This window comes from Phenylobacterium sp., assembly GCF_016124325.1.
GTDB lineage: Bacteria > Pseudomonadota > Alphaproteobacteria > Caulobacterales > Caulobacteraceae > Phenylobacterium.
Genome location: NZ_WGNY01000013.1, coordinates 17,696 through 34,371, shown reverse-complemented (window position 1 = coordinate 34,371; position 16,676 = coordinate 17,696). Strand labels below are relative to the sequence as shown.

The window sequence follows — 16,676 nt, the reverse complement described above, 5'->3', positions numbered from 1 at the left end:
GCAAATTCACGGCTTTTTGCACACCTTCGCTTGTCCCCACACATGACCGATTCCCTTTTCAGCGGCGTCTTTCCCGCGCTCGTGACGCCGTTCCGCAACGGCCAGGTGGACGAGGACGCCTTCGTGGCCCTGGTCGAACGCCAGATCGCCGGCGGCGTGCATGGCCTGATTCCCGTCGGCACCACCGGCGAGACCTCGACCCTGAGCCACGCCGAACACCGCCGGGTGGTCGAGCTCTGCGTGCAGACCGCGCGGGGCCGCGTTCCCGTGATCGCGGGCGCCGGCTCCAACTCCACCGCCGAGGCCATCGAACTCGCCCGCCACGCCAAGACCGTCGGCGCCGACGCCGCGCTGATGGTCACGCCCTACTACAACCGGCCGGGGCAGGAGGGGCTCTACCTCCACTACAAGGCCGTGAACGACGCCGTGCAGCTGCCGTTGCTGGTCTACAACGTGCCCTCGCGCACCAGCGTCGACATCTCCAACGAGACCCTGGAGCGGCTGTCCAAGCTGCCCAACATCGTGGGCGTGAAGGATGCGACGGGCGACATGGTCCGCGCCTCGTTCCAGCGCCTGCGCTGCGGCCCCGACTGGGTGATGCTGTCCGGCGACGACCCCAGCGCCCTCGGCTACATGGCCCACGGCGGCCACGGCTGCATTTCCGTGACCTGCAACGTCGCCCCGGAGCTCTGCGCCCAGTTCTACAACGACGCCCTCAGCGGCGACTGGGCCGCGGCCCTGCAGATCCAGGACCGCCTCGTGCGGCTCCACAAGGCGCTGTTCGCCGACGCCAGCCCCGCGCCCACCAAGTTTGCGCTCGCCCATCTCGGGCTCTGCACCGACGAGGTGCGGCTGCCCATCGCGCCCTGTTCCGAGCCCGCGCGCGCCGAGGTGCTGGCCGCCATGCGCGACGCGGGCCTCGTCTGAGCCTATCTAAGAGCCATGGCAGGTAAGCTGATCGCCGAGAACCGGCGCGCCCGGTTCGACTATTTTCTCGAACAGACCTTCGAGGCCGGCATCTCGCTCACCGGGTCCGAGGTGAAGAGCCTGCGCAACGGCAAAGCCAACATCGCCGAGAGCTACGCGGCGGTGGAGGGCAAGGAGCTGGTGCTGGTCAACGCCGACATCCCGACCTACGCCCAGGCCGGCCCGCACTTCAATCACGAGCCGCGCCGGCACCGGAAGCTGCTGCTCAAGCGCCGCGAAATCGACAAGCTGATCGGCGCGGTGCAGCGGGAGGGGCGCACGATCGTCCCGACCAAGCTCTACTGGTCCGACAAGGGCCTGGCGAAGCTGGAGCTGGCCCTGGCCAAGGGCAAGAACGTCCGCGACAAGCGCGAGACCTCCGCCGAGCGCGACTGGCAGAGAGACAAGGCCCGCCTGATGCGGGAGAAAGGCTGAGTTTGGACCCGGAAGACATCGAAAGCCTCGAGCGGGCGACCGTCGCCGCCGTTGCGCCGCCCGAGGTGGCCGAGATTTCCGGTTGGATCGCGCCCTTCGACGACGGCACGATCGGCCGCGGCAAGAGCGCCGCGCCCCTCAGCCACGATGTCTCGGTCGCCGCCATTCCCGAGATCGAGGCGGCCTATCGCAGCCATGGCCTGGAGCCCGCCTTCCGCGTCGCCGACGTTCCGGGCCTGGAGGCCGTGCGCACCGAGCTGTCGCGGCGCGGCTATGTCCGCCAGCAGCCGACGATCGTGATGACCGCCCGGGCCGAGACCGTGGCCGGCTACGCCGTGCCCTTCGCCGATCTGCTCGACCACCCCGACGAGGCCTGGGGCGAGGTATTCCTGGGCGAGGGCTTCGATCCCGTCGACGGCGCCCATCGCGTCAAGCGCCTTACCGAGTCGCCCGACGCCCTGTTCGGCGCCGTGCGCGAAGGGGGCCGCACCGTGGCCGTGGGCGCGCTCAGCTTCGGCTACGGCTGGGCCGGGGTGCACGGCATGCGCACCGCGCTGGAGCGGCGCGGCGCGGGCTTCGCCGGCCGCCTCCTGGCCCTGTTCGGCTCGGCCGCCCTGGCGCGGGAGACGCCGCGCATCTTCCTGCAGGTGGAAGAGGCCAACCCCGCCCGCAACCTCTACCAGCGCGCCGGGTTCAAGGACGCCTGGAGCTACGGGTATTGGCGTTAGGCTGAAGATCCAATCAACAGCTTGAAAACCTTATAGATCGTCATGGCCCGGCCCGCCCGGGCCATCCATGAACACCGAGCGTGCAGGTCGGCATGCTGCACCGTCGCGGCCCAAACCGGCCGACGTCCGTGTTCATGGGTCGCCCGGACAAGCCGGGCGATGACGAAAAGGGTCGGTCGATCGGGGCGTCAACCTACAGGTTGAACCAGCCGCCCACGACGCAGCGCACCTGACCGTGGCGCACCGTCACCGTGGCGCGACGGCCCGCCGGCGGCTGGAATGTCGTGCTGCGCCCCGCCGCCGTCACCGTCAGCGCGCCCGGATTGTTGAACTGGCAGACGTGGTAGCTGCGCTGGGTCCACAGCCCGTCCTCCGGGATCGCCACGCAGCTCGCCGCGCCGAAGGCGCGGGCGAACGTCGCCGGGCCGTAGGGGAAGCTCCGCGTCGCCCGGTGATGGTTCGTGGCCCAGGGCGCCGGCTTGGCGACGACCGGGCAGGGCGGGCCGGCGATGGTCCAGGCCCGCTTCATCGCCTGGATCTCGGACCAGGTCTCCCAGACCACATAGGCCGGAATGCTGGCCAGCGCCGCCAGCAGCGCCAGGAAGGCGGCGATGTCGCCGCCGCGGCGGCGGCCCAACGCGCGCTGCGTGGCGCGCGCCGCCCCGAACCCGGACCTCATCCCGCAGCGCCCCCTTCATTGGCTCGCCGCGAGATTTACATCAGTAATTTATAATCCTGTCTACTCCGCCGCGATCGGCAGGATCACCGCCTCGCGGCCGCCGCGGACCAGGCCGCCGGGCAGGGCCCCCGTGTGCTCGCCGTCCTCGAACGTCACCTGGCCCGACTTCACCGTGTAGCGGTAGCCGTCCACCTTCTGGACGAGGCGGCGACCGCCCGCCGGCAGGTCGTGCACGGCCTCGGGGCGGTGGAGCTGCAGGGCGTCGAAGTCGATGACGTTGATGTCAGCCAGCAGGCCCGGCTCCAGCCGCCCGCGGTCGTTCAGGCCGTAGGCGCGGGCCGTGTCGCTCGACAGCTTGCGCACCAGGAACGGCAGCGGGAACTGCTCGCCCTTCACCCGGTCGCGCGCCCAGTAGCTGAGGATGAAGCTGGGCATGCCGGCGTCGGCGATCACGCCGCAGTGGGCGCCGCCGTCCGAAAGGCCAAACAACACATTGGGATGCTGCATATTCTTGCGGAAGAAGTCGAAGTTGTAGGTCTGGTAGCCGCCCAGCGGCTGGTAGAACAGTTCGCGCCCGCCGTCGCGCATCAGCAGGTCGTACATCATGGCCAGCGGCGCCACGCCCGCCGCCTCGGCCAGGCCGGCCACGCTCTGGGCCCGGTCGGGCTCGTAGTTCGGCTTCTCGCCCAGCGGGAAGATGCGCCACAGCAGGCTGCCGCCGAACGCCGCGGCCAGGGAGTCGGCTCCGGCGTCGCCCACCGCCGCGCGGATCAGCGGGCTGTCCTCCGACAGCAGCGCCCGGCGCACCTCAGGCTTCTTCATCTCGGCCAGGCGCTCTTCCAGCGACAGGTTAGCCAGCTTCGCCTTCCATGTCGGGCTGGCCAGGAAGACGTGGAAGTTCGAGGTCAGGCCGTGGAGGATGCCCGTCGGCCGCCCGGCGATCTGCGGGCGGATGTCCATGCCGTGGGCGCGGCTCTCCTCGGCGATGTTGTACATCTTGTCGCCTTCGTAGGCGCCGGCCGAGGTGGCCACCAGGGTCACCGGCAGGTGGGTCTCCTGGGCGAAGCCCTTCACCCACATCCATTCGTCGTCGTCGCCCAGGTGGTCGGAGACCATCTCGAAGACGCCGTGGCTCAGGCCCTTCATCGACATGCCCAGCGCCAGCATCTCGTCCGATCCGGCGAAGGTCCCGGGCATGTGCACGCCCTTCAGGTCCTTGTGCAGCAGCGTGCGCGACGTCGAAAAGCCCAGGGCGCCGGCCTCGACGCCTTCACGCACCAGCTTCGCCATCTCGGCGATCTCGTCGGCGTTGGGCTGGTAGTCGGTGTTGCAGCGGTCGCCCAGCACATAGGCCCGCACCGAGGCGTGCGGCACGTGCGTGCCCACGTCGATCGTCCGCGGCTTGGCCTCCAGCGCGTCGAGGTATTCGGGGAAGCTCTCCCACTTCCAGTCGATGCCCTCGGCCAGGGCCGAGCCGGGGATGTCTTCCACCCCTTCCATCAGCTCGATGAGGAAGTCGTGCTGGTCGGGCCGCACGGGGGCGAAGCCCACGCCGCAGTTGCCCATGATCGCCGTGGTCACCCCGTGCCAGGAGGAGGGCGCCATCAGCGGGTCCCAGGTGGCCTGGCCGTCGTAGTGGGTGTGGATGTCGACCCAGCCGGGCGTCACCGTCAGGCCGGTGGCGTCGATCTCGCGCTTGGCCGGCCCTTCGACCTTGCCCACCGCCACGATCCGGTCGCCCTGGACGCCGATGTCGCCCACGAAGGGCTCGCCGCCCGTCCCGTCCACGATGGTCCCGCCCCGGATGATCAGGTCGAGCATGGTGTCCTCCCGCAATTCGCATCACGCGTTTTGCCAGACGATACGCCGGCGCCGTGGGGGAAGCGAAAGGGGATTTCTACTTCGCCAGTTCCCGCAGCAGCGTGTCCCAGTGGGCCAGGTCGCCGTCCAGGGTGCCCAGCGGCGCCTTCTCGTTCAGCCCGTGGGCGAAGCCTTCGCCGTCCTTGGTGAACATGCCCGAGACGCCGTAGCTGGGGATCCCCTGGGCGCGGAAGTACATGCTGTCGGTGGCCCCCGCCGCCTGGGCCGGCACGATCGCCAGGCCCGGATAGCGCGCGTGGACCGCCTTCTCGACCGCCGCCATCACGTCGGGCCGCAGCGGCGAGGCCGGGCTGTCGATCGAGCCGTCGTCGTTGCGCGTCACCTTCGCCGTCGGATCGGCGATCACGTCGACCAGGGTGTCGCGCACGCTGGCCGACGAGGTCCCCGGGAAGATCCGGCAGTTCACCGTCGCCGTGGCGCTCTGGGGCAGAGCGTTGGGCGCGTGCCCGCCGCTCAGCATGGTGGCCACGCAGGTGGTGCGCAGCATCGGATTGTAGTTGGTGTCGGCGCTCAGGGTGTCGATCGCCGCCTTGTCGGCCGGATCGGCGGCGAAGCGCCTCATCGCCTGGCCCAGCTCGCCCGGCGTGCTGGTCGCCGCCGCCGCGAACATCGCCCGGGTGATGTCGTTGCTCATGGTCGGGAAACGGTAGGCCGCGATCCGGTCCAGCGCCTTGGCCAGGCGGTAGATGGCGTTGGTCGGCGTGGGCCGGCTGGAATGGCCCCCCGGATCGGTAAAGGTGATGGTGAAGTCGGCGTAGGTCTTCTCGGCGCCCTGGATCCCATAGGCCACCGGCTTGCCGTCGGGGTCCAGCGAGCCGCCGCCGCCATCGTCGTTCAGCACCAGCTCGGCGTTCTTCAGCCGCTTCGCCAGTTCGGCGGTGGTGCGCATGGTGGTCTCCTCGTCGCCCGAGAGCGCCAGGATCACGTCGCGGCCGGGCGTCCAGCCGGCCCTCCGCAGCTTGGCCAGCGTCGCCACCACCACCGAGACGTCGAACTTGTTGTCCTCGGCCCCGCGGCCGTAGACGTAGCCGTTCTCGATCACCGGCGTGAACGGGTCGCGCTCCCAGTCCTCCGGCTTGGCCTCCACCACGTCCATGTGGCCGTTGACGACCAGCGGCTTCTTGGCCGGGTCCTTCCCCGGATAGCGGGCGATCAGGAAGGCGGTGTCGCCCATCGGCTCGATGGTGATCTCCTCGTCCTTGTAACCCGCCGCGGTCAGCACGCCCTTCAGGTACTGCGCATAGGCCACGGTCTGGCCGCGCCCGGCCACGGTGGGGAAGGCGACGCTGCGCTTCAGGATCTCCAGCGCCTGGTCGTGCAGGGCCGGATCGACCTTCGGCGGGGCGGCGAAGGCCGAGGTGGCGGCGAGGGCGGCGGTCAGCGCCAGGGCGATGCGCAAGCGGGACTCTCCAGGTCCGGGAAAGGCGCGACCGTGCGGTGCGCCGCCGGCCCGGTCAATCGGCGTCGATCAGCGCCCGCGCGCGGCGGAATACCGCCTCGAACATCTCCGCCGTCAGCCGCCCGGTGTTCGTGTTGAGCCGCGAGCAGTGATAGCTGTTCAGCACCGTGTACGGGCCCGCCGGGAACTCGGTCCCGTGGCCGGCGATCCCCGCCGAGGCCTTCAGGCCCAGCGCCCGCAGCACGTTGCGCCGCGAGACGTCGCCCAGGGTCACGATCACCTTCAGCCGGGGCAGGGCGGCCAGGCGCGCGGTCAGGAAGGGCCGGCAGTTGGCCTCCTCCTTGGTCTCCGGCTTGTTGCCGGGCGGGGCGCAGCGCACCGCGTTGGTGATCATGCAGTCGCTCAGCGTCAGCCCGTCGTCGGGCCGCGCGTCGTAGGTCCCGCTCGCGAAGCCGGTCTTCAGCAGGGTGTCGTAGAGCATCCAGCCCGCGCCATCGCCGGTGAACGGCCGGCCCGTGCGGTTGGCGCCCATGCGGCCGGGCGCCAGGCCCACCACGCACAGCCGCGCGTCGGGGTCGCCGAACGAGGCCACCGCGCCGTTGAAGCCCTCCGGGATCGAGGCCTGGTTCGCCTGGCGATAGGCGACGAGGCGGGGGCAGAGCGGGCAGTCGGCGGGCGCTTCGGCCGGGGCGTCAGCCCGCATTGGCGTCGCGTTCGACGTGCTGGGCGCCCTTCTCCTGCAGGAACCTGGGCAGCCGCGACGGCCGCCCGATCAGGTCGGCCAGGTCGGCCAGGTCCACGAAGGCGTCGGCCTGCCGGCGCAGGTCGTCCGACACCATCGGCGGCTGGCTCTTCACGGTGGACACCACGGTCACCCGCGCCCCGCGGCGCTGCACCGCCTCCACCAGCTTGCGGAAGTCGCCGTCGCCCGAGAAAAGCACCATGTGGTCGGCGTGGCCGGCCATCTCCATCATGTCGACCGCGATCTCCACGTCCATGTCGCCCCGGAACCGCTTGCGGCCCTGGCTGTCGGTGTACTCGCGGGCCGGCTTCGTCACGAGCCGGAAGCCGTTGTAGTCCAGCCAGTCCACGAGCGGCCGGATCGGCGAGTACTCCTCATTCTCCACCAGCGCCGTGTAGTAGTAGGCGCGCACCAGCACGCTGCGCTTTTTGAACTCGTCCAGCAGCTTGCGGTAGTCGATGTCGAACCCGAGGTTCTTGGCGGCGGAATAGAGGTTGGCCCCATCGATGAACAACGCCAGCCGGTCAGTGGGGTAGAAGGTCATCCGCGCGAAAATCCTCAATCTGAAAAGCGGCCTGGACCGGGCGGTCGTCATCGCGTTGGGCAGCAATCTTCCGGGCGCATACGGCTCGTCGGAGGCTTTGCTGGAGGCGGCTCTGGCGAAATTTCCCGAGGTCGGCCTGAAAATCCTTGAAACGTCGTCCTGGTGGCGCTCGGCCGCCTGGCCCGACCCGAATGGACCTGAGTACCGCAACGGCGTCGCGCTTGTCGAGGCGAACGCCGGACCCGCCGGGGTGCTCGCCGCCCTGCTGAAGCTCGAGGCCGAACTGGGCCGCGAACGCTGGGCCAGGAACGCGCCGCGCACCCTCGACCTCGACCTGATCGCCCATGGCCGCGAGGTGCGCGACGCGCCGGGCCTGATCGTCCCGCACCCCCGCGCCCACGAGCGCCTGTTCGTCATGGGGCCGCTGGCCGAGATCGCGCCCGGTTGGGTTCATCCGGTGCTGGGCAAGACCGCCGCCGAGCTGGCCGCCACGGCCTCCGTGGGCCGCGACGCACGCCCCGCCTAGGACTTCGGCGGCGTCACCGTCGGCGCCGTCGTGAACGGCTCGATGCCGAACCGCGGATAGACCTCGGTGGGGTAGTAGAACGCGCCGTCCTTCACCACCATGCGGATGGTCTTGATCGCCTTCAGGTCCTGGGTGGGATCGCCCGGGATCAGGAAGAAGTCGGCCAGCTTGCCCTTCTCGATCGAGCCCATGGTCTGGTCCTGGCCCACGTACTTGGCGGTGTCGTAGGTGGCCCGCTTCAGGATCTCGGGCGCCGTGAAGCCGGCCCGCTGATAGAGTTCCAGCTCGCGGTGGTAGGTGAACGATCCGCCGGTGTCGGTGCCGAACACGATGAACACGCCGCGGTCGTGCAGCATCTTCACGGTCTGGAGGATCTTCTCGAACGCGCCGCGATAGGCCGCGTCGTCGCCGGGCGCCGAGGTGTCGACCCACGCCTTCATCGCCCCGCGCCGGTAGCCCACCGGCATGTGGTCCAGATAGTCCACCGCGCCGGGCGGGACCTGGCCGTCGCGGTTCTGGGTCAGCTGCTCGTGGATGCCCAGGGTCGGGTCGATGGCCTTGTGGCCGTCCACCATCATCTGGATCGTGTGCTGCACCTTGGCGCTCTGCAGGTCGAGGTCGGGCAGCCGCTTCAGCGCGGTCAGGCGGAAGAGGGTGCGGGTGTCCTCGTCGGGCTTGATCACCCAGCCCAGCATGAACTGGTTGATGTGGGTGATCTCGTCGTAGCCGGCCTCGATCATCTGGTCGGCCGTGGAGAAGGCCGGCACGTGGCCGGCGACCCGCATGCCCAGCTTGTGGGCTTCGGCGGTCATGGCCGGGACCCACTCGCCCTTCATGCTGTTGTAGATCTTGATCTGCCAGAAGCCGCGCGCGCCGTACCAGTGGACCGCGTCGATCGCCTGCTGCTGGTTCTCCACCAGGATCCCGTTGTTGGCGCTGAACGGGCTCTTGCCCTCGATGAAGCCCGAGCGGATCACGTGCGGCCCGCCGATCTCGCCGGCGTCCGTCCGGTCGATCAGCTTGGCCAGCACGGCGTTGTCGTTGCCCATGTCGCGGACGGTGGTGATGCCGGCCATGAGGTTCAGCATCGCGTCGTCCTGGCCGAGGTGGCCGTGCATCTCGTACATGCCGGCCACCAGCGTCCCGCCGGCGCCGTCGATCGTCACCTCGCCGGGTGTGGCCGGGCTGTCGAGCGGCTCGACCGCGGCGATCGTCTTGCCGTCCACCAGCACCGAGACCGGCTCGGTCAGCTTCGAGGTCTTGGGGTCGAAGACCCGGACGTTCCGGATCCGCACGGGGGCGTCGTAGCGGTGGGCGACCGCCTTCTCCATGTCGACGTAGCGCTGCGTCGACCAGTCGGCCGCCAGCTGGCGCAGCCGCACTTCCTCGCCCTCGTAGCCCTTGCGCACCAGGATCGAGCTGGGATCCACCTCGGCGAACATCTCGCCCTGGGCGTCCAGCAGCAGGGTGGTGGGCGTCAGGTTGATGCCGGTCAGGTCGTAGCGCGTGACGGTCAGCGGCCCGCCTTCGCCGTCCACCTTCAGGCTCTCGCCCTTTTCCAGCCGCAGCGTGCCGCCGGGCAGGGCAGGGAGCGTCATGCCCGGCGCCTTCAGCAGCGCCTTGGCGATGATCGCGTCGCCCCACGGGCTGCCGGCCTGCGAGACGTAGAGGCCCGGCTTGTCGATCTTGGCCTCGCCCTTGCCGGTGGAGTCGACCCAGGTCGCCTTGCCGCGGCTCTGGCGGAAGGTCTCCGAGACCTTGCTGCCGAAGGTGGTGGCGCCGGTGATCTTCCAGTCGACCGGCAGGCCGTCGGCGTTCGACTTGATCACCTCGGCGTCGGTGGGACCGCGGCCGTTGTTCTTGATGTCGAAGTCGATGGTGGTGGTGTCGCCCTTGGTGTCGGCGATCAGGTGGCCGACGTTCTTGCCGCCGAAGATGAACGAATAGCTGGCGGTCTCGGCCCAGGCCGGGCTGGCGACGAGGAGGGCGGCGGCGCACGCCGCGGTCAGGAATCGGGTCATGGCGGAGGTTAGATCACCGCCGGCTCGCGTTCGGAAGCCGTCCGGGCGATCCTTTTCGCGCGAAATGTCGGCGTGGGCCGGGCGGCTTCGTCCTCGGGGCGTTCGGCGCGATCCCGCGCCCCGAGACGGAGACTCGCCATGCGTTTCATGATCATCCGCAAGGCCGACGCCGAGACCGAGGCCGGCGTCGCGCCCAGCCGCGAACTCGCCCAGGCGATGATGGACCACCACGAGGCCATGGGCCGCGAGCTGACCATCCTCGGCGGCGACGGCCTACAGCCCACGGCCAGGGGCGCGCGCGTCAAGTTCAGCGGCGGCAAGCCGATGGTCATCGACGGGCCGTTCGCCGAGACCAAGGAGCTGATCGCCGGCTTCACCCTGGTCGAAGCGGACTCGCTCGACGATGTGCTCAAGTGGGCCAGGCTCTGGCCGGCGCTCGACGGCCATGGCGAGGTCGAGCTGGAGGTGCGCCAGATCTACGAGTTCGAGGATCTGGGCGACGCCTTCTCGCCGGAGCTTCGGGACCACGCCGAGCGCCTGATGGCCAAGACCGAGCGGTGAGGCCGGGCGGGCGGGCGAAACGCGAAAGTCGATCCGATCCATGGGGAAATGGCGGACGGCCCGCCTGCGACCCTCGCGGCGTTGCACAAAACCGCCCCAACCGCTATTTTGAACGGCTACTCCCCGCCTCCTGAGAGACTCCATGGCCCGCGTCACCGTCGAAGACTGCATCGAGAAGGTCCCCAACCGCTTCAGCCTCGTGCTGCTGTCGGCCCATCGCGCCCGCGCCATCTCGGCCGGCTCGCAACTGATGGTCGACCGCGACAACGACAAGAACCCGGTCGTGGCCCTGCGCGAGATCGCCGAGGACGTGGTCGACGCCGAGGAGCTGAAGGAAAACCTCATCGGCACCCTGCAACGGGTCGACGAGCGGTCCGAGGCCGAGGAAGAGGCGGAAACCCTGGCCCTGCTGGCCGATCCCACCCACACGCAGATGAGCGAACTGGAACTGGTCCGCGCCCTGCAGAGCGACCGCGACGGCGGCCAGGAGGAGCGGTACTGAGCCCGGAAGGCGCAGAACCGCTTGCACCCGAGGCGGCGATCCCAACCGCCGCCCCACTTCACGACGTCCTGAAATCCGACCTGGCCGGGGAGAGCCGCGCCGTCACGGCGGCGCGCCGCCCGCCGATGCTCCGCCAGTTCGAGCTGATCGAGAAGGTCCGCTCGTACGATCCGACGGCCGACGAGGCGCTGCTGAACCGCGCCTACGTCTACGCCATGCGCGCCCACGGGGCCCAGAAGCGCGCGTCGGGTGATCCCTACTTCGCCCACCCCATTGAGGTGGCGGGCATCCTCACCGACTACCGGCTCGACACCGAGACCATCGTCACGGCGCTGCTGCACGACGTGATCGAGGACACCGACACCACCCGTGAGAAGGTGGAGGAGCTGTTCGGCGCCGAGATCGCCGAGCTCGTGGAGGGCGTCACCAAGCTCTCCAAGCTGGAGCTCTCCCAGGAACACCTGCGCCAGGCCGAGAACCTGCGGAAGTTCATCCTGGCCATCTCCAAGGACGTCCGCGTCCTGCTCGTGAAGCTGGCCGACCGGCTGCACAACATGCGCACGCTGCACTTCATCAAGCAGCCGGCCAAGCGCGAGCGCATCGCCCGCGAGACCCTCGACATCTACGCCCCGCTCGCCCGTTCCATCGGCGTCCATCGCATCTGCGAGGAGCTGGAGGAGCTGGCGTTCATCCACCTCAACCCGATGGCGCGCGACGCGATCATCCGGCGTCTGGAGGTGCTGCGGCAGGAGCAGGGCGCCGCGGTCGCCACGGTCTCCCAGGAGATCACCAGCCGGCTCGACGCGGCCGGCATCCCGGCCCGGGTGTTCGGCCGCGAGAAGCATCCCTATTCGATCTGGCGGAAGCTCCAGCGCAAGTCGATCGGCTTCTCCCAGCTCTCCGACATCTACGCCTTCCGGGTGATCGTCGACACCGAGGAAGACTGCTACCGCGCCCTCGGCGTCGTCCACCGCGCCTGGTCCAGCGTGCCCGAGCGGTTCAAGGACTTCATCTCCACGCCCAAGCGGAACAACTACCGCTCCCTGCACACCACGGTGGTCGGCTACCGCGGCATGCGGGTCGAGATGCAGATCCGCACCGAGGCGATGGACCGAGTGGCCGAAGAGGGCGTGGCCGCCCACTGGCGCTACAAGAACCAGTCCTACGGCTTCGACGCCGAGCACCAGCAGGCCGCCGGCGGCCGCGACCCGCTCATCAATCTGCGCCACCTCGTCCAGGTGCTGGAGCATGGCGGCGACGCCGAGGATCTGGTCGAGCACGCCAAGCTCGAGATGTACCTCGACCAGGTGTTCGTCTTCACGCCGAAGGGCCAGCTGGTCAGCCTGCCGCGCGGGGCCATGCCGCTCGACTTCGCCTACGCCGTCCACACCGACATCGGCGACACCACCATCGGCGCCAAGATCAACGGCGAGCTGCGGCCGCTGCGCACGACGCTCCAGAACGGCGACGTGGTGGAGGTGATCCGTGGCGGCAAGCCCGTCGTGCCGCCCGACTGGCGCTCGCTCACCGTCACCGGCCGCGCCCGCTCGGCCATCCGCCGCCACATCCGTCAGACCGAGCGCGACGAGTTCATCCGCCTGGGCCACGCGACGGTCGACCAGGCCTTCGCCGCGGCGGGCAAGAGCCGCAAGGACGTGTCGCTGCGCCCGGCGCTCGACCGCTTCGCCGCGGCCTCCGAGGACGACCTGTTCGAGACGGTGGGGCGCGGGCGCGCCACGCCCACCCAGGTGCTGGAGATCGTCTTCCCGGGCCTGAAGGCCGACGAGCGCGAGGCCGCGGCCGCGCGGCGCCACATCCAGGACGGCAAGACCGCCCGCCTCTATGTGCGCGGCGGCGGGCTCACCCCCGGCGTGGCGTTGCACTTCGGCGAGTGCTGCTCGCCGGTGCCCGGCGACCGCATCGTCGGCATCCTCGAGAACGACGGGCGCGGCCTGACCGTCCACACCATCGATTGCGAGGTCCTGGCCGAATACGAGGACCGCGAGGAACTCTGGCGCGACCTGCAGTGGACGCCCGAGGCCGAGCGCAACGCCCTGGCCCGCGCGCGGCTCACCGCCACCATCAAGAACGCCCCGGGCGTGCTGGGTCAGGTCTGCACGATCATCGGCGAGGCGGGCGGCAACATCGTCAACCTGCGCATGCACCACCGCCAGTCCGACTTCTTCGACGTCGACATCGACATCGACGTCACCGACGCCAGGCACCTCACCCACATCGCCGCGGCGCTGCGGGCCAATCCCAGCGTGGAAGAGGTGGAGCGGGCGAAGGGCTGATCCGCCGGGGCCGTCGGCGTCCCTAGTCCAGGATCACCACGCCCGTGCGGTCGGTGCGGTAGCGCACCTCCTCCTCCCAGAGCCGCAGGATGCGGTCGAGGATGTAGGGCGGCACCCAGTCGTAGTCCTCGTAGCGCGCGCCGGCGAGGTAGAGCGGGGTGATCGACTTGTAGTTCTGCTCGATGATGGCTTCGCAGTGCGAGCGGATGGTCGCCCGGTCGGTCGAGATGTGGCCCAGCAGGCGCTCGTCGGGCTCGATCGGGGCCGGGCCGCCGCCCACCGGGATCCAGATGGTGGGGTAGGGCTGGTTGCCGATGATGCCCTTCAGCGTGTCGCGGCCCGACAGGTGCAGGCGCAGCGGCCCGATCCCCTTGGAATAGGCGCCGGTTAGCAGGAACGCCAGGTCGACCGAGACGATCAGGCGCCGTGGGCTGGCCCACGAGCCCAGGCGGAAGCCCGTGTCGATCGACGGGCCCACGAAGTCGCGAACGATCTGGGTGTTGGCGCGGTTGGCGTACCACTCGTCGCGGAGCTGCGATTGCACCAGGAGGGCGTCGTCGGCCTCGTGCGGGCCGTAGTCGCTCGCGCCGCGGCGGAAGAAGACCTCGGCGTTGGGCACCGGGAACAGGCCGATCCAGGCCGTCGACTTCACGTCGAGGTGCTTGGAGATCTCGTCGCTCATGGCCCGGTACTCGTCGAGCGCCGCCAGCCAGACGTGCATCACCGCGTGCGCGTGGCTCAGGTTGGCCAGTTCGCAGGTGTAGAGCAGCTCGTCGCCGTTGCTCTTCCAGAATTCCGGGGCCTGGCCCAGGTCGTCGCGGCCTTCGCAGAAGGCGCGGTAGCGCGTCTGAAGCGCGTAGTCGAAGTTCCTGTAGAAGCTGAGGATTTCGGGGCGCCAGATCTGGCGCGACTGCTTGTACGGGGTGGACCCGACGAGGTCGGCGCTGAGGAACAGCCGCAACCGCGGCTTCAGCCCCTCCGGGAACTCGTCCGGAAAGACTTTGCGTTCGCCAGCTTCGCTTCTTGCGGGCTGTGCAGACAAAGGACCATCACCCCTGCGGCTCACGCCGACTTGTTCCATCGAACGATAAACAGGTCGCAACACCAGACGGTTAACATCCGCCAATGATGAACCGCGGTTGACCGTGCCGGCTTTCGCGGGCCGGACCTTCCGGAGGCGCGCGAAGGAAGCTATTTCCACCGTCATGAGCACCGCCATGACCACCGAAGACGTCCTTGAGGAATTCCGCGGCGCGGGCGCGCTGCGCGAAGGCCACTTCATCCTGGCCTCGGGGCGGCACAGCCCGATGTTCCTGCAGAAGAACCTGGTCTTCCAGTTCCCCGACCGCACCGAGCGGCTCTGCAAGGCCCTGGCCGAGAAGATCGAGGCGCAGTTCGGCAAGCCCGACGTGATCGTCGCCCCGGCGGTCGGTGCGATCATTCCCGGCTACGAAGTGGCCCGCGCCCTCGGCGTGCCGTCGATCTACGTCGAGCGCGAGGACGGCAAGTTCCGCCTGCGCCGCGCGTTCAGGATCGCCCCGGGCGCCAAGGTGGTCGTCGTCGAGGACGTCATCACCACCGGCGGCTCGTTCCGCGAGGCGGTGGAGCCCATCGAGGCCGCCGGCGGCCAGGTGCTCTGCTGCGCCTGCATCGTCGACCGCTCGGGCGGCCGCGCCGAGGTGGGCTGGCCGCTGGTGGCCCTGGCGACCGTCGACGTGCCGTCCTACGCCCCCGACGAGATCCCGCCCGAACTCGCGGCCCTGCCGGCCGAGGAGCCAGGCTCCAAGAGGCTGCGCGCATGACCCGTCTGCGGCTGGGGGTGAACATCGACCACGTGGCCACCGTGCGGAACGCGCGCGGCGAGGGCTATCCCGATCCCGTGCGCGCCGCCGAGATGGCGCTGGCCGCCGGCGCCGATGGGATCACCGCCCACCTGCGCGAGGATCGCCGCCACATCTCCGACGCCGACATCGACGCCCTGGCCGTCACCTGCCGCCGCCGCGGCCGGCCGCTGAACTTCGAGTGCGCCGTCACGCCCGAGATGGAGGCCATTGCGCTCGCCCACCGCCCGCACGCCGCCTGCCTGGTGCCCGAGCGGCGCGAGGAGGTGACCACCGAGGGCGGGCTGGACGTCGTCAAGGGGCACAACGGCATCGCCCCGGTCGTCCGCCGTCTGGTCGACGCCGGCATCCGCGTCTCGTGCTTCGTCGATCCCGATCTGGCCCAGGTCACCGCGGCGAAGTCGGTCGGCGCCCAGGTGGTCGAGCTGCATACCGGCGCCTATTGCCAGGCGGTCCGCGAGCGCAAACCCCAGGCCCTGACCGACGCGCTGCTGGACAACCTCCGCAAGGCCGCCGCCGAGGCCCATCGCCTCGGCCTGGAGGTCCACGCCGGCCACGGCATCGACTACGAGACGGTCAAGCCTGTCGCGGCGATCCCCGAGCTGATGGAGCTCAACATCGGCCACTTCCTGATCGGCGAGGCGATCTTCATCGGCCTCGGCCCCGCCATCCAGCGGATGCGCGCCTTGATGGAAGAGGCCCGAACCAACGCCGGTCCGGCGTTGGCTCAGGTCAATTCAAGATGACCGGCGTTTCCTTCGAAACGCCGGCGGCGGTGCGGGCGGCATGATCCTCGGCCTGGGCTCCGACCTCTCCGACATCCGCCGCATCCAGAACAGCCTCGAGCGGTTCGGCGACCGTTTCCGCGAGCGCGTCTTCACCGAGCTGGAACGCGCGCGCTCCGAGCGCAAGGCCGACGCCGCGGCCAGCTACGCCAAGCGTTTCGCCGCCAAGGAGGCCTGCGCCAAGGCGCTCGGCACCGGCATGCGCCGGGGCGTCTTCTGGCGCGACATGGGCGTGGTCAACATGCGCTCGGGCCAGCCCACCATGGCGCTCACCGGCGGCGCGCTGGCCCGCCTCGAGGAGATGACCCCGCCCGGCATGAAGGCGGTGATCCACCTGACCCTCACCGACGACCATCCCTACGCCCAGGCGTTCGTCATCATCGAAGCGTTGCCGGAATAGCGATATGCTCTTCCCCAGGAACAGGGGAGGACCGTCATGATCCGCTACGCCATCGCCGCCGTCGTCCTGGCCGCCGCCGCGCCGGCGTTCGCCGACACGCTGGATGAAGTCACCACCAAAGGCATCGTGTTCAACGCCCAGGGCATGGACATCGAAGTCACCTACACGCCCGACGGCAAGTTCACCGCTCTGGATGGCCAGGTCGTCGGTCAGTGGCGCATCGACGGCGACAAGCTGTGCACCAGCTCCAACTTCGATCCCGAGGAGACGTGCGCCACCTATCCCCACGACAAGAAGTCGGGCGACAGCTTCGAGGTGACCGGCCCGCGCGGCTCGGCCATGGTCAAGATCCGCTAGCGGTCCCCCCGGGTG

General features: G+C 69.6%; 18 protein-coding genes. 11 read left to right on the top strand and 7 right to left on the bottom strand.

The annotated features are described in order from the left end of the window. Positions 1 to 42: 42 nt before the first annotated feature. Genes dapA through GC203_RS06700 form a run of 3 tightly spaced genes read left to right on the top strand, consistent with a single transcriptional unit; the run spans position 43 to position 2,129 of the window. Complete coding sequence (dapA, locus tag GC203_RS06710) at positions 43 to 927, top strand: 4-hydroxy-tetrahydrodipicolinate synthase (protein ID WP_293452740.1); 885 nt, start codon at positions 43 to 45, stop codon at positions 925 to 927. A 15-nt stretch (positions 928 to 942) separates the two neighbouring features. Then, on the top strand, positions 943 to 1,401 hold the full coding sequence (smpB, locus tag GC203_RS06705; RefSeq protein WP_293452739.1) for an SsrA-binding protein SmpB: 459 nt from the start codon (positions 943 to 945) through the stop codon (positions 1,399 to 1,401). A 2-nt stretch (positions 1,402 to 1,403) separates the two neighbouring features. Further along, positions 1,404 to 2,129 carry a GNAT family N-acetyltransferase gene (locus GC203_RS06700; RefSeq protein ID WP_293452737.1) on the top strand — a complete coding sequence of 242 codons (726 nt, stop codon included), beginning with the start codon at positions 1,404 to 1,406 and terminating at the stop codon, positions 2,127 to 2,129. Positions 2,130 to 2,322: 193 nt separating this feature from the next. Here the strand turns inward: GC203_RS06700 and GC203_RS06695 are convergent, their stop codons facing one another. From GC203_RS06695 to GC203_RS06675, 5 genes are all read right to left on the bottom strand, one after another. Continuing rightward, complete coding sequence (locus GC203_RS06695) at positions 2,323 to 2,808, bottom strand: hypothetical protein (RefSeq protein ID WP_293452735.1); 486 nt, start codon at positions 2,806 to 2,808, stop codon at positions 2,323 to 2,325. A gap of 60 nt (positions 2,809 to 2,868) precedes the next feature. Then, positions 2,869 to 4,629 carry an amidohydrolase family protein gene (locus tag GC203_RS06690; protein ID WP_293452733.1) on the bottom strand — a complete coding sequence of 587 codons (1,761 nt, stop codon included), beginning with the start codon at positions 4,627 to 4,629 and terminating at the stop codon, positions 2,869 to 2,871. A gap of 76 nt (positions 4,630 to 4,705) precedes the next feature. Beyond that, positions 4,706 to 6,088, bottom strand: a complete 1,383-nt coding sequence (locus GC203_RS06685; RefSeq protein WP_293452731.1) for a M20/M25/M40 family metallo-hydrolase — start codon at positions 6,086 to 6,088, stop codon at positions 4,706 to 4,708. Positions 6,089 to 6,143: 55 nt separating this feature from the next. Beyond that, positions 6,144 to 6,791 carry a uracil-DNA glycosylase gene (locus GC203_RS06680; protein ID WP_293452729.1) on the bottom strand — a complete coding sequence of 216 codons (648 nt, stop codon included), beginning with the start codon at positions 6,789 to 6,791 and terminating at the stop codon, positions 6,144 to 6,146. Continuing rightward, positions 6,781 to 7,374, bottom strand: a complete 594-nt coding sequence (locus tag GC203_RS06675) for an NYN domain-containing protein (protein ID WP_293452727.1) — start codon at positions 7,372 to 7,374, stop codon at positions 6,781 to 6,783. Before GC203_RS06675 ends, GC203_RS06680 begins: the two co-directional genes overlap by 11 nt. Positions 7,375 to 7,423: 49 nt before the next feature. Between GC203_RS06675 and folK the strand changes: the two genes are divergently transcribed. Continuing rightward, positions 7,424 to 7,900 (top strand): 2-amino-4-hydroxy-6-hydroxymethyldihydropteridine diphosphokinase, encoded by a 477-nt coding sequence (gene folK / locus GC203_RS06670; RefSeq protein ID WP_293452791.1) that lies wholly within the window; start codon positions 7,424 to 7,426, stop codon positions 7,898 to 7,900. Here the strand turns inward: folK and GC203_RS06665 are convergent. Beyond that, positions 7,897 to 9,921, bottom strand: a complete 2,025-nt coding sequence (locus GC203_RS06665; RefSeq protein WP_293452725.1) for an amidohydrolase family protein — start codon at positions 9,919 to 9,921, stop codon at positions 7,897 to 7,899. The genes folK and GC203_RS06665 overlap by 4 nt on opposite strands. A gap of 138 nt (positions 9,922 to 10,059) precedes the next feature. Here GC203_RS06665 and GC203_RS06660 point away from each other — a divergent pair, with 138 nt between their 5' ends. The 3 genes from GC203_RS06660 to GC203_RS06650 all read left to right on the top strand — a co-directional run bounded on the left by GC203_RS06660 (position 10,060) and on the right by GC203_RS06650 (position 13,278). Continuing rightward, positions 10,060 to 10,482, top strand: a complete 423-nt coding sequence (locus GC203_RS06660; protein WP_293452723.1) for a YciI family protein — start codon at positions 10,060 to 10,062, stop codon at positions 10,480 to 10,482. 142 nt (positions 10,483 to 10,624) lie between these two features. After that, positions 10,625 to 10,984: a DNA-directed RNA polymerase subunit omega gene (rpoZ, locus tag GC203_RS06655; RefSeq protein ID WP_293452721.1), complete on the top strand. Its 360-nt coding sequence runs from the start codon at positions 10,625 to 10,627 to the stop codon at positions 10,982 to 10,984. A 125-nt stretch (positions 10,985 to 11,109) separates the two neighbouring features. Beyond that, positions 11,110 to 13,278, top strand: coding sequence for a bifunctional (p)ppGpp synthetase/guanosine-3',5'-bis(diphosphate) 3'-pyrophosphohydrolase (locus tag GC203_RS06650; protein ID WP_293452719.1), 2,169 nt, complete (start codon positions 11,110 to 11,112; stop codon positions 13,276 to 13,278). 22 nt (positions 13,279 to 13,300) lie between these two features. Here GC203_RS06650 and GC203_RS06645 read toward each other — a convergent pair whose 3' ends face one another. Further along, positions 13,301 to 14,239, bottom strand: a complete 939-nt coding sequence (locus GC203_RS06645) for a hypothetical protein (protein ID WP_293452717.1) — start codon at positions 14,237 to 14,239, stop codon at positions 13,301 to 13,303. A 256-nt stretch (positions 14,240 to 14,495) separates the two neighbouring features. Between GC203_RS06645 and pyrE the strand changes: the two genes are divergently transcribed. The 4 genes from pyrE to GC203_RS06625 are packed head-to-tail and all read left to right on the top strand — an operon-like array spanning position 14,496 to position 16,661. Continuing rightward, a complete protein-coding gene (gene pyrE, locus GC203_RS06640) occupies positions 14,496 to 15,080 on the top strand; it encodes an orotate phosphoribosyltransferase (RefSeq protein ID WP_293452790.1) in 585 nt (194 codons plus the stop codon). Continuing rightward, the gene (locus GC203_RS06635) at positions 15,077 to 15,865 is read left to right on the top strand and encodes a pyridoxine 5'-phosphate synthase (RefSeq protein ID WP_293452715.1); all 789 of its coding nucleotides are present in this window, start codon (positions 15,077 to 15,079) and stop codon (positions 15,863 to 15,865) included. The genes pyrE and GC203_RS06635 overlap by 4 nt, the downstream gene beginning before the upstream one ends. 40 nt (positions 15,866 to 15,905) lie before the next feature. After that, the gene (gene acpS / locus GC203_RS06630) at positions 15,906 to 16,304 is read left to right on the top strand and encodes a holo-ACP synthase (protein ID WP_293452713.1); all 399 of its coding nucleotides are present in this window, start codon (positions 15,906 to 15,908) and stop codon (positions 16,302 to 16,304) included. Positions 16,305 to 16,340: 36 nt separating this feature from the next. After that, on the top strand, positions 16,341 to 16,661 hold the full coding sequence (locus GC203_RS06625; RefSeq protein ID WP_293452711.1) for a hypothetical protein: 321 nt from the start codon (positions 16,341 to 16,343) through the stop codon (positions 16,659 to 16,661). Positions 16,662 to 16,676 lie beyond the last annotated feature (15 nt).

What these genes read in the sequence shown, in the direction of transcription:
- GC203_RS06660 (WP_293452723.1), top strand. Translation starts at nt 10,060, where the DNA reads ATGCGTTTCATGATCATCCGCAAGGCCGACGCCGAGACCGAGGCCGGC.
- GC203_RS06625 (WP_293452711.1), top strand. Translation starts at nt 16,341, where the DNA reads ATGATCCGCTACGCCATCGCCGCCGTCGTCCTGGCCGCCGCCGCGCCG.
- GC203_RS06680 (WP_293452729.1), bottom strand. Translation starts at nt 6,791, where the DNA reads ATGCGGGCTGACGCCCCGGCCGAAGCGCCCGCCGACTGCCCGCTCTGC.
- smpB (WP_293452739.1), top strand. Translation starts at nt 943, where the DNA reads ATGGCAGGTAAGCTGATCGCCGAGAACCGGCGCGCCCGGTTCGACTAT.
- pyrE (WP_293452790.1), top strand. Translation starts at nt 14,496, where the DNA reads ATGACCACCGAAGACGTCCTTGAGGAATTCCGCGGCGCGGGCGCGCTG.
- rpoZ (WP_293452721.1), top strand. Translation starts at nt 10,625, where the DNA reads ATGGCCCGCGTCACCGTCGAAGACTGCATCGAGAAGGTCCCCAACCGC.
- dapA (WP_293452740.1), top strand. Translation starts at nt 43, where the DNA reads ATGACCGATTCCCTTTTCAGCGGCGTCTTTCCCGCGCTCGTGACGCCG.
- acpS (WP_293452713.1), top strand. Translation starts at nt 15,906, where the DNA reads ATGATCCTCGGCCTGGGCTCCGACCTCTCCGACATCCGCCGCATCCAG.
- GC203_RS06665 (WP_293452725.1), bottom strand. Translation starts at nt 9,921, where the DNA reads ATGACCCGATTCCTGACCGCGGCGTGCGCCGCCGCCCTCCTCGTCGCC.
- GC203_RS06690 (WP_293452733.1), bottom strand. Translation starts at nt 4,629, where the DNA reads ATGCTCGACCTGATCATCCGGGGCGGGACCATCGTGGACGGGACGGGC.
- GC203_RS06650 (WP_293452719.1), top strand. Translation starts at nt 11,110, where the DNA reads ATGCTCCGCCAGTTCGAGCTGATCGAGAAGGTCCGCTCGTACGATCCG.
- GC203_RS06695 (WP_293452735.1), bottom strand. Translation starts at nt 2,808, where the DNA reads ATGAGGTCCGGGTTCGGGGCGGCGCGCGCCACGCAGCGCGCGTTGGGC.
- GC203_RS06635 (WP_293452715.1), top strand. Translation starts at nt 15,077, where the DNA reads ATGACCCGTCTGCGGCTGGGGGTGAACATCGACCACGTGGCCACCGTG.
- GC203_RS06675 (WP_293452727.1), bottom strand. Translation starts at nt 7,374, where the DNA reads ATGACCTTCTACCCCACTGACCGGCTGGCGTTGTTCATCGATGGGGCC.